Source organism: Sporanaerobium hydrogeniformans, from assembly GCF_002735925.1.
In the GTDB taxonomy this organism is placed as follows: Bacteria; Bacillota; Clostridia; order Lachnospirales; family Cellulosilyticaceae; genus Sporanaerobium; species Sporanaerobium hydrogeniformans.
In genome coordinates, this window is record NZ_PEDL01000032.1 from 16090 (window position 1) to 27145 (window position 11056).

At 34.6% G+C, this 11056-nt stretch carries 10 protein-coding genes, 1 tRNA gene and 1 rRNA gene; all 12 read left to right on the forward strand.

Going from position 1 to position 11056, the window contains the following annotated elements; translation table 11 throughout:
• Positions 1–66 precede the first annotated feature (66 nt).
• The 12 genes from CS063_RS16295 (at position 67) to CS063_RS16345 (ending at position 10916) form a co-directional block, all read left to right on the forward strand.
• Positions 67–1404, forward strand: a complete 1338-nt coding sequence (locus CS063_RS16295; protein ID WP_099450750.1) for an extracellular solute-binding protein — start codon at positions 67–69, stop codon at positions 1402–1404.
• A 104-nt stretch (positions 1405–1508) separates the two neighbouring features.
• Positions 1509–2381, forward strand: coding sequence for a carbohydrate ABC transporter permease (locus CS063_RS16300; protein WP_099450751.1), 873 nt, complete (start codon positions 1509–1511; stop codon positions 2379–2381).
• A 1-nt stretch (position 2382) separates the two neighbouring features.
• Positions 2383–3267 carry a carbohydrate ABC transporter permease gene (locus tag CS063_RS16305; RefSeq protein WP_330401032.1) on the forward strand — a complete coding sequence of 295 codons (885 nt, stop codon included), beginning with the start codon at positions 2383–2385 and terminating at the stop codon, positions 3265–3267.
• Between the two features lie 235 nt (positions 3268–3502).
• Positions 3503–4981, forward strand: coding sequence for a methyl-accepting chemotaxis protein (locus CS063_RS16310; protein ID WP_099450752.1), 1479 nt, complete (start codon positions 3503–3505; stop codon positions 4979–4981).
• Positions 4982–5136: 155 nt separating this feature from the next.
• Positions 5137–5862 carry a polyphosphate polymerase domain-containing protein gene (locus CS063_RS16315; protein WP_099450753.1) on the forward strand — a complete coding sequence of 242 codons (726 nt, stop codon included), beginning with the start codon at positions 5137–5139 and terminating at the stop codon, positions 5860–5862.
• The gene (locus CS063_RS17950) at positions 5844–6188 is read left to right on the forward strand and encodes a DUF4956 domain-containing protein (protein WP_308415551.1); all 345 of its coding nucleotides are present in this window, start codon (positions 5844–5846) and stop codon (positions 6186–6188) included. Before CS063_RS16315 ends, CS063_RS17950 begins: the two co-directional genes overlap by 19 nt.
• Before the next feature lie 2 nt (positions 6189–6190).
• Positions 6191–6517 carry a hypothetical protein gene (locus CS063_RS17955; protein WP_308415552.1) on the forward strand — a complete coding sequence of 109 codons (327 nt, stop codon included), beginning with the start codon at positions 6191–6193 and terminating at the stop codon, positions 6515–6517.
• Positions 6518–6548: 31 nt separating this feature from the next.
• Positions 6549–8543, forward strand: a complete 1995-nt coding sequence (locus tag CS063_RS16325) for a carbohydrate-binding domain-containing protein (protein WP_099450754.1) — start codon at positions 6549–6551, stop codon at positions 8541–8543.
• Between the two features lie 117 nt (positions 8544–8660).
• Positions 8661–8778 (forward strand): 5S ribosomal RNA (gene rrf, locus CS063_RS16330).
• Positions 8779–8885: 107 nt separating this feature from the next.
• Positions 8886–8956 (forward strand) — tRNA-Gly (locus tag CS063_RS16335).
• 156 nt (positions 8957–9112) lie between these two features.
• Positions 9113–9943 carry a hypothetical protein gene (locus tag CS063_RS16340; RefSeq protein ID WP_099450755.1) on the forward strand — a complete coding sequence of 277 codons (831 nt, stop codon included), beginning with the start codon at positions 9113–9115 and terminating at the stop codon, positions 9941–9943.
• A 127-nt stretch (positions 9944–10070) separates the two neighbouring features.
• Positions 10071–10916 carry a pyridoxamine kinase gene (locus tag CS063_RS16345; RefSeq protein ID WP_099450756.1) on the forward strand — a complete coding sequence of 282 codons (846 nt, stop codon included), beginning with the start codon at positions 10071–10073 and terminating at the stop codon, positions 10914–10916.
• Positions 10917–11056 lie beyond the last annotated feature (140 nt).

The window sequence follows — 11056 nt, forward strand, 5'->3', positions numbered from 1 at the left end:
ATCTAAAATACACAATATAATTAACGTATAGAAAGAAGTAAAAACAATGAATGAGGAGGAGATAGTATGGGAAGAAGGTTAATGAAGGGTGTTGCTTTAGTATTAGGACTTGGCATGGTTATGGGCACTATTGGATGTGGGGGCACTACAGCACAGCCTGAAGCAAAAACAAGTGAACCTAAACAAGCAGCAGCAGCCAATAAAGAAAATAAAACAGATGAAGCAGTGACCTTAAACTTCTGGCATATTTGGGGGGCAGAAACAGATGCATCTTACAATGCAGTAAAGACAGTTATAGCAGATTTTGAAAAAGAATATCCGAACATTAAAATTAAAGTAGATACTACAGAAAATGAAGCTTATAAAACAAAAATCAAAGCAGCAGCAGCAGCTAATGAGCTTCCAGATGTTTTTTCAACTTGGGGGGGAGGATTTTCCAAACCATTCATTGAGGCAGGTAGAGTGCTAGCTATTGATGAATACTTAGAAGATGGCACGAAAGATAGGATGGTAGGTGGTGCACTTGCCAATGTAACTTATGGTGATAAAGTTTATGGTATGACTTTTGGTTTGTCCTGTGGAGCATTTTTCATGAATGAAGAGCTATTCAAAGCTAATAATATTAAAATTCCAGAAACTTATGATGAGCTCATAACAGCTGTTAAGGCTTTTAAAGCAGTAGGTATTACACCGATGGCTGTATCTGGTAAAGATACATGGACTATTGCTATGTACTTTGATGCGATGGCACTAAAGGCAGCAGGTAATGATACGATTGTAAAAACGTTAAATAAAGAAGGTAGTTTTCAAGATCCAGCCTTTTTAAGTGCAGCTACTAAGTTTGCAGAGCTTGTATCACTAGGCGCTTTCCCAGCAGGTGCAGCGGGTCTATCAAAAGATGAATCAGATATTGATTTCTTAGAAGGTAAAATTCCAATGCTCTTTAACGGAAGCTGGACAGCAGGTACTGTTTACAGAGAAGATTCAAAAATTAAAGATAAAGTTATCGTAAGAGGATTCCCTGTATTTGGAGATGGTAAAGGAAACAAAAATGAATTCACAGGTGGTGCAGTAGATGCCATTATGGTTAATGCGGACACAAAACATAAAGAAGCAGCTGTATTATTCCAAAAATATTTCTGTGAAAACATGGCACGAGAAACATATCTTGCGGGTGCTTACCTTCCAGCTTGGAAAGTTGATGTAGATGAAACGAATATTAATCCACTTACCGTACAACTTGCAGAGCTTACAAGTCAAGCAGAAGGCTTTACACTTTGGTGGGATACTTTGCTTGAAGGTAATGATACACAAATTTACTTAAATGCGCTTCAAGAATTATTATTAGGAAGTATTACACCAGAAGAATACATTGCTAAACTTGAGACTATCTATCAAAAATAGAAAAAGCAATAGGGATTGAAGGATATAGTGACGGTCACTTAGCAAAGTATAAAGTGACCGTTGTTCTATTCCTCTATAAAATATAATGAAGTGAGGTGAGATGAATGGAAAAAGTATGGGGAGATAAAAAAGCCATCTTATTTTTTCTGTTTCCTTCTTTTGTCATATTAGCACTTATTATTATTACACCCATTATGATGTCGTCCTACTATAGTCTGCTTGACTGGGATGGATTTGGTAAAGGAACTTTTATAGGACTTAATAATTATATACGTTTATTTAAGGATCCTGCATTTATAAAATCAGTGAGAAATTCACTTGTATTTGCTTTTGCATCCATTGCTATTCAGCTACCTATTTCCCTTCTTTTAGCTCTTGTCCTAGCTAAAGGGGTGAAGTATGAAAGATTTTTTGTAACAGTTTATTTTATTCCTGTTATTATCTCTACCGTTGTAATTGGTCAACTTTGGATGAAAATCTATCATCCAGAATATGGACTTCTTAACATGTTTTTAAAAACAGTAGGATTAGAATCAGTAACAAGAGAATGGTTAGGGGATACAAAAACGGCTCTTATAGCTAGTGTTGTTCCAGTATTATGGCAGTATATAGGTTATCATATGCTTTTACTTTATGCAGGCATCAAATCCATATCAACAGATGTATTTGAAGCAGCTAAAATAGATGGGGCAACTTGGGGGAAAACCTGTATTCATATTACCATTCCTATGTTAAAGCCAATTCTTAAAGTATCTTTTACTTTTGCAGTAGTAGGAGCACTTAAGGTATTTGACCTTGTATACGTCCTTACTAGAGGTGGCCCTGCAAGAGCCAGTGAAGTAACTAGTACCCTTATGGTTGAGACTATTTTCAAGAGTAATAGTTATGGGTATGGAAGTGCAATGGCTGTGTTTGTAGTAGTAGAATGTTTGGTACTTTATTTAGTCATTGGTAAGCTATTTAAAGAGGAGGTGTAATATGAAGGCCAATTTACTTATGGGGGCAGAAGATTCCATAAAAACCACAACTGAACCCCCAAAGCAAAAAGTTAGCTCAGGCATCATGTATAGTCTCTTATTTGTATGGGCGGCTATACAAATTTTCCCTATTTATTGGTTAGTCACTTTTTCATTAAAGGGAAACAGTGAAATTTTTGGAGGAAATGCACTAGGACTTCCTAAAGAATGGTTATGGGGAAATTATACAAAAGCTATTGTAAATGGAAATGTAGGGAGATACTTTATAAATAGCGTAATTGTTACAGGAGCTACTATTCTCATTACAGTAATTGTTTCCTTGATGGCAACTTATGCCTTAACACGTATGATTTTTAAGCTAAAGAAGCCTATGAATACGTTATATATGTTAGGTCTTACTGTACCTATTCATTCAGCTTTACTTCCTGTTTTTATTATGTTAAGAAACTTTAAACTAGTTAATTCTTATACTGCTTTGATTTTGCCATATGTAGCTTTTGCCATTCCTATGGCAGTTATGATTTTTGCAGGTTTTATGACGTCCATACCTATAGAATTAGAAGAATCTGCTTGTTTAGATGGATGTAGTATCTATCAAGTATTTTTTAAGATTATTGTACCACTTATGAAACCAGCTGTTGCTACAGTAGCCATATTTACTTTCTTACAAGCTTGGAATGAATTGATGTTTGCAGTTGTTTTTATTAGTGATACAAAATATAAGACATTAACAGTAGGTATTCAGTCTTTAGCAGGTCAATATACTATTGATTGGGGAGCAATAGGAGCAGGTTTAGTGGTAGCTACCATTCCTACTCTTATCATCTATATTTTTATGAGCAGAAAAGTGCAAGACAGTTTAGTGATGGGAGCAGTTAAAGGATAATAACAGTTTAATTAGCTTTTTAGTAGGTCAAAGAGGATGCTATGAATCTTAAAATTCATAGCATCTTTTTGTATTTATATAAAAATAAAAATTAATTAGTTCATAAATAATATTATTTATAAATTAAATTTATATAATGTGAAATATTCAAAAAATATTCCTATAAACTATTTTTTTAAGTAGCTTGTTATGTTAACATATAAGTAAAGGAACAAAATATTAAGGGAGTGAGAAGATGAAAGAGAACGATAAGCAACTTATAAGGATAAATAAGGTATTTTTTACAATAGGAACTGTAGCAGCTACTATGCTATATATAGGTTATATAAAGGAGTATGTATTAGGTGTAAGGTCATTTAATCAGGTTGCTAGTATTGTAGGTATGATGCTTATTATTCATATGCTTGTTATTATTGAATATTTTAAAGATAAAGCAAGTGAAAGACTTAAATGGATAGGAATGATATGTTATCTTTTGATATATGCCATAGGATTAATTTGTTCGAAAACGAATATAGTGTTTATTACAGGGCTAGCAGTATTATTAGTGTGTACGCTGTATTTAGATGAAAAACTCATTAAGTCTGCTAATATACTGGCAATTACGATTAATATAGTAGATTTATTAAATCGTATTGTCTTAAAAAAGCAAATAACACCAGAATTTATAACGAATTATATGGTAACAATAGGAGCGCTTACTATATTTACTTATGGTTACTATAAATTAATCTATCTTATCAATCAAATGAAAAAAGAAAATAATGAACGTATACAGGATGAAATGAATAAGCAAAATAGCTTATTAAAAGATGTATTTCAAGTTATAGGGGTTTTAGATACAAATACAGATGAGATGAGTAGTATAGTAGAAGCTTTTTCAACCTCTTCTTTTAAGGTGAATGAAGTAATGAGTCAAATAGCAGATGGCTCAGAGGAAGTAACTCATAGTATTCAGGAACAAACAGAAATGACGGAGATTATTCGTACCCTTATAGAGGAGACCGCTAATGAGTTTACAACGGTAAAGGAAGTTTCAGAGGCTTCTCAAGGGTATTTGCAACAAGGTACAGATATGATGGGAAGTATAAGTGAAAAAAATAGGAGGGCAAGTAAACAAAACACTTCTACTTATAACATTATGAGAGAGCTTAAAGAAAAATCAGAGAAGGTATATGGTATTACAGAGCTTATTGCGGGTATTTCACAGCAGACTAATCTTCTTTCACTTAATGCAGCAATTGAAAGTGCTAGAGCCGGGGAGGCAGGTAAAGGATTTAGTGTAGTTGCAGATGAAATTCGTAAGCTTTCTAATCAAACCCAAGAATTTACTGCTAATATTTCAGAAATCATATTGGAGCTAGTTAAGAAGGTCGAACAAGCAGGGGAAGCTGTAAAAGAGTTAAATACGATTAATGAAGAGCAGGACAAGCTAGTAAATGCTACAAAAGAAATTTTTGATGAGATGTTTACAAATATGAAAAAATCTCATCAGAAGGTGGAGGAAGTAGATCAAAAGGTAGATAAGATTGTTTCTTCAAATAATAAAATAGCCAATAGTATTAACGAAATTTCAGCAGTGAGTGAAGAAACAAGTGCAAGTGCAGGTGAGGGAAGTGCTATAGCGCTTAGTAATTTAGAGAACGCAAAAAGGGCACAAGGCTATATGCAAGAGCTATTAGCTGTATCAGAGCAATTAAAGAAATACCTATAATTTAAAACAAAGGTGTTAAATTTATTATAAATTTAGCACCTTTGTTTTTTTACTTTCACCTAATTTTCACTTAAGCATCAAATGTTAAACGTATTTCCCTTTTAAAATTAAATATGTTCACAGGTTAAAGTAAAAAGAGAGAAAGGAGAAAGAAAATGGCAGGAACCATTTATGTCTTTAAAAGGGTTGAGAAAAAGTATTTATTAACAGCTGACAAATATGAACAGCTTTTGGAGGCAATAGAGCCTTATATGATGAGAGATGAGTATGGTGAACATACCATTGGGAACATTTATTATGATACAGCAACTTATGAACTCATTAGCCGTTCTATAGAAAAACCTAAATATAAAGAAAAGTTACGTTTAAGAAGCTATGGCATACCGAATAAGCAAGATAAGGTTTACCTAGAGCTTAAGAAAAAGTATAAGGGAACCGTTTTTAAAAGGCGAATTTCTCTTACCTTAGAAGAAGCAGAGAGGTATTTGGAAAAGGGTATAAGACCTCAAAAAGAAAATCAGATATTAAAGGAGCTAGATTATTTCATTGCTTTCTATAAACCATCCCCAAAGGTCTATATTGCTTATGACCGAACAGCTTATTTTGGAAAGGAAGACAATGCTATACGGATAACCTTTGATCATAATATCCGCAGTAGGCAGTACGCTTTGAACTTAGGAGCTGGTACTCAAGGAGAAATGATACTAAATAAAGATCAGTACTTGATGGAGATTAAAGTAACAGGAGCTATACCTATGTGGCTTACACGTATTTTATCGCGATTAGAGATTTATCCAAGCTCTTTTTCAAAGTACGGAACGATTTATAAAGAAAGCATTTTACCAGTTAAGGAGGAAAGTTTATGTTTACAAGCGTATTAGAAGGAATAAGTGGAGGTCTTACTCTAAACACGGCACTTTTATGTACAACAGTATCCATTATTTTAGGTTTATTTATAGCATGGGTTTACATGGCACAAGGCACATACTCGAAAAATTTCACGGCGTCTTTGGTCATTTTACCAGTCCTTATTCAGTTAGTTATTATGATGGTAAATGGTAATTTAGGTACAAGTGTAGCCGTATTAGGAGCTTTTAGCTTAGTGCGTTTTAGGTCTGTTCCTGGTAGTTCAAAAGAGATTTCTGCCATCTTTTTTGCTATGGCAATTGGTTTAGCAACAGGTATGGGTTATGTTACTTTGCAATAGTCATGACTGTTGTAGTAGGGAGTGTTTTTTTCTTACTATTTAAAACTTCTTTTGGAGAAGGTAATAAAACACAAAAAGAAATTAAAGTGACGATTCCAGAGAATCTTGACTATAATGAAATTTTTGAAGACCTATTTAAAAAATATACTGTTAAGTCTTCTTTAGAAAGAGTAAAGACAACTAACCTAGGAAGTATGTATGAACTAAGTTATTTAGTGGAACTCAAAGATAATAAAAAAGAAAAAGAGTTGATTGACGAAATGCGTTGCCGTAATGGAAATTTAACGATTATTTGTGGTAGGCCTTTAGCGGGTAAAGAACAACTTTAACTCACGTGAAGTTAAAGGGAAGGAGCATAAAATGATAAAAAAACATAATAGAGCTTTAACAGCAATGACTTTAATTATTAGTATTTCTATAATGACGGGTTGTGCCAGTGGCAAGCTTGCTTATAAAGAACAAGGAACCTCTAATGCTGTTGCAGAAGTTGTAGCAGGAAGTAATGAAGCGAAGGCTTCACCTGCAAATCCAGTTACAGAAGTAGAGTATGCTGAAGAGGATTACTATGAACCATGGGAAAAAGATAAGGTAAGTACTATTATTTTAAATGGACAAAGTATAGAAGCTTCAGGAACAGGTATGACTGTTGAGAACAATAAAGTAACTATTACTGAAGCAGGAACTTATGTAGTGAGTGGCAATTTAGCAGATGGATCTATTGTTATTAATGAACAGCATAAAGGGATTGTAAGACTTATATTAAATGGAATGCAAATTCATTCTTCTACAAGTGCACCTATTTATATAGAAGAGGCTGGTAAAGTTATCTTATCTTTAGAAGAAGGTACACAAAATAGTTTATCAGATGGTACGGAGTATATTTTTGCAGGTGAAACAACAGATGAGCCTAATGCTACGCTATTTAGTAAGGCAGATTTAACGATTAATGGGACGGGTACACTTACCGTAAAGGCTAATTATAACAATGCTATTGTATCTAAGGATGACCTTAATGTTATGGAAGGAATACTGGTTGTTAACTCGGTAGATGACGGGATTATAGGGAAGGATCGTGTAGCTATTAAAGATGGACAAATTACAATTAATGCACAGGGAGATGGTATTAAATCCACCAACTCGACAGATGCAAGTAAGGGTTTTATTGCTATTGAAGGTGGGAAGTTTAACATTACAGCAGGTGCTGATGGGATACAAGCAGAAACCAACATTGCCATAACAGGTGGTGAATTTGTCTTAGAAACAGGTGGAGGCAGTGCAAATGCACCTCAAAAGGTAAATCAAAATCCAATAGGAAGAGGTAGACAGGATAGACCTATGCAACAAAATCAAGCTTCCACTCTAGAAACACATCAAGCAACAACTCTGACTGAAAAAGTGGTGAGTGAGGAAGAGATAGCTTCTAGTGCAAAGGGGCTTAAAGCAGTTAATGATATGACTATTTTAGGAGGAAAATTTACGATTGATTCAGCAGATGATAGCCTGCATAGTAATAATACATTGACGATAGAGGGGGGAGAAATGACTCTTGCCTCAGGAGATGATGGTGTTCACTCAGATACACTCTTAACAGTAAAAGGAGGAGATATTAACATTACTAAAAGCTATGAGGGATTAGAGAGTGCAGATATTATTCTTTCTGGAGGAAATATTCATGTAGTAGCCTCTGATGATGGGATTAATGTAGCAGGAGGAAATGATGGTACATCAAATGGAGATGTATTTAATAGCACAGGAAACAATACATTAACCATAAATGAGGGGTATATCGTTGTAAATGCTAGTGGAGATGGATTAGATGCCAATGGTTCTATCGTAATGACAGGAGGAACAGTACTTGTTAATGGACCTACAAATAATGGAAATGGTGCTTTCGATTACGATGGTAGTTTTGATGTAAGCGGTGGTTTACTGATTGCAGCAGGTAGTGCGGGAATGATGCAGGGTATTAGCACAACCTCCTCTCAAGCAGCAGTGCTTATGAATTTTAGTAATACTCAGAAGGCAAATACACCCATAAGTCTTTTAGATAGTCAAGGGATACAAATAGCAACTTTTGCACCAATTAAGGACTATCAGTGTGTTCTAGTTTCTTCGCCAGAAATAAAACAAGGTAATACCTATACTTTTTCTTATGGTGGAGCAGCTGAGGGGACAGTTGTAGATGGTTTATATAAAGAAGCAAGTTATACAGGAGGTTCACAAGTAGCAGCGAGTACACTAGAGAGTATAATGACCTATTTAAATGAGAGTGGGATAACAACAGGTAATCCTAATGGACAATTGGAAGGGGGTCGTGGTAGTAAAGGACAACGTCCTGCTAAGGAAAATTATTAAGTTATAAGTGGAATAAAATTTTTGTAAAAAAAGACATCTTTTTTGCAAAAAGATGTTGACATATGGAGAAATCTCGTGTAATATTGTAAAGGTCGTTAGGAAAACTAGCGACATATTTCTGGTGGCGATGCGCTTAGGGGAAACACCCGTTCCCATACCGAACACGACGGTTAAGACCTAAGCGGCCGATGGTACTTGCTTGGAGACGAGTTGGGAGAGTAGGTGGCTGCCAGATTAATTATTTTTTGAATGAAATAGTTAGTCTTTATATATAGAATGTTGTTAGTCTAGTTGGAACTAGATACATAAAACAATCTCTGCCTTGCAGAGTTTATATATTTTGCGGGTGTAGTTCAATGGTAGAACTCCAGCCTTCCAAGCTGGCCACGTGGGTTCGATTCCCATCACCCGCTCTTATAAAAAAGGCGTGTCTTAAAATGAGTTTTAGGATGCGTCTTTTTTGCTTTCATAAATAACCTTCCAAATATTTGACAATAAGTCCTAATACGATTAATATTTAAGGGGGCGGCAAATATTCTGAATTAACATTCGAAATAGGAGGGAGATTATTGGACGAGACAGAAATGTTGCAAGGAGAAGAAGAGGTAAGTTTAAATTTAGAATCAGAAAATAATACACAAGCTTCTCCCACTAAAAAAATCCAATTAAAAAAAATAAATTTTAAAAAACAGCATGCTATGATAGCAATTAGTGTACTCATTGTTTTATTAGGAAGTAGTGTGTGTTCAATTATTTTCTTAAATCAGCCTAAGCATAATATACCACCTTATTGTCAATACGTGTATACAAAAGGAAAAACCTGTAAAATACATAATGTAAAGCATACCAAAAAGGATTTAAAAGAATTACATATTAATGATGAGGAAATAGCTATCCAGCGGGAGTTAGTAGAGCAGATCCAAGAAGGTGCATACTTTAATGGGGAAAGACTTTATAAGAAAGTGGATGAGGAAGAGCTTGTTAAACTTAAACAGGACTATTTGCAAGAAAAAGAAAAGCTTTTTGAGCGCTATCTAGCAAATAAATTACCACAGGAAGAGCAAGCGCGTTATACTTATATAGTAGAAGAACTAGATACGCTAGAAAATGTAATGGATATACTAGGTATTTATGAAGAAGTTTATTTAGGTGAGTCTGAAGCAGACTTAAACCTTAAAGTAAAGGAATTAGATAGGACTATTCAGGAGCTTAATCAAAAGCTAACGGTTTTAAAAGAAGAGAAAAATCAAGCTTTAAATAAAGAGATAGATGAAGATATAGCAGCTCCAAAACAGGATAACTTAATAGCTAACTTGAACCAAACAAGAGATAAAGAACTAGTTATCCCTCAAAATATAGCTAGTATTGGTGCTATAAAAAAGAGTGAACTTTATAAGTAATACAAATTGAGTAACGCTAAAAGTAAGAAGAGTTAAAATTATCTTCTTACTTTATTTTTTTATTAAATTAAGATAGGATTAAGAGAGAAGATAAAAAGAGTTTGTAATAAGTACTAAGGAGAAAAGTATGAAAAAGAGTATACCAAGAGTAGCTGCACTTCAAGATATGTCTGGTTTTGGAAGATGTTCCTTAACGGTGATTATGCCTATCTTAGCTTGCATGGGAGTACAGGTTTGCCCCCTTCCTACAGCAGTATTAAGTACTCATTCAGGAGGCTTTGGAGAGATGGCTTTTACAGATTTAACCAAGCACATGAAACCTTATATGGCACATTGGAAAAGTTTAGGACTTTATTTTGATTGTATTTACACAGGTTTTATAGGAAATGAAGAGCAAATTGACCTTATGACTCAGTTTTTTCAAGATTTTAAGCAAAATGAGAAACAATACATTGTCGTAGATCCAGTTATGGGGGATCATGGCAAGCTCTATCGTACCTATAATTTAAAGATGCAAGAAAAAATGAAAAAGCTTGTGCAACAAGCAGATATTATTACTCCTAATCCAACAGAAGCGAGTTTTTTATTAGGTATTCCTTATGAACTTAAACCACGAAGTGAGTGGGAGCTTCAAGAAATACTTAAAGACTTAGCTGCTCTAGGTCCAAAGCAAGTAGTCATTACAGGTATGGTGAATGAAATTGGCAAGAAAGTGAATATAGCTTACGATAAAGAACAAAACCAATATTACCAAGTAGCTTATGAGGAGATTCCGGTGAGTTATCCTGGGACGGGAGATGCCTTTACCAGTGTACTTATTGGTGCTCTTTTAGGAGATTTTAACTTAGGGGATGCCATAAAGCGTGCGACTCAGTTTGTATTAACAGCTATTCAAACGACCTATGAACAAGGTACTGATGCTAGAGAGGGGATTTTACTAGAAAAGATACTTCCACAACTTTTGGGGAATTAGATAAGAGGCCTATAAAAAAGCAGTCACTTCATCCAGATGAATGATGTGACCCCAATAAGTTAGACTTTTTTGCGTAGTAGTTTTTAACTGCTACGCAATTATTTTATGCTGCCAAGAGACTGAGCCTATATTCTACAGGA

Coding starts and splice junctions, on each gene's coding strand:
- CS063_RS16295 (WP_099450750.1), top strand. CDS start 67: ATGGGAAGAAGGTTAATGAAGGGTGTTGCTTTAGTATTAGGACTTGGC.
- CS063_RS16300 (WP_099450751.1), top strand. CDS start 1,509: ATGGAAAAAGTATGGGGAGATAAAAAAGCCATCTTATTTTTTCTGTTT.
- CS063_RS16305 (WP_330401032.1), top strand. CDS start 2,383: ATGAAGGCCAATTTACTTATGGGGGCAGAAGATTCCATAAAAACCACA.
- CS063_RS16310 (WP_099450752.1), top strand. CDS start 3,503: ATGAAAGAGAACGATAAGCAACTTATAAGGATAAATAAGGTATTTTTT.
- CS063_RS16315 (WP_099450753.1), top strand. CDS start 5,137: ATGGCAGGAACCATTTATGTCTTTAAAAGGGTTGAGAAAAAGTATTTA.
- CS063_RS17950 (WP_308415551.1), top strand. CDS start 5,844: ATGTTTACAAGCGTATTAGAAGGAATAAGTGGAGGTCTTACTCTAAAC.
- CS063_RS17955 (WP_308415552.1), top strand. CDS start 6,191: ATGACTGTTGTAGTAGGGAGTGTTTTTTTCTTACTATTTAAAACTTCT.
- CS063_RS16325 (WP_099450754.1), top strand. CDS start 6,549: ATGATAAAAAAACATAATAGAGCTTTAACAGCAATGACTTTAATTATT.
- CS063_RS16345 (WP_099450756.1), top strand. CDS start 10,071: ATGAAAAAGAGTATACCAAGAGTAGCTGCACTTCAAGATATGTCTGGT.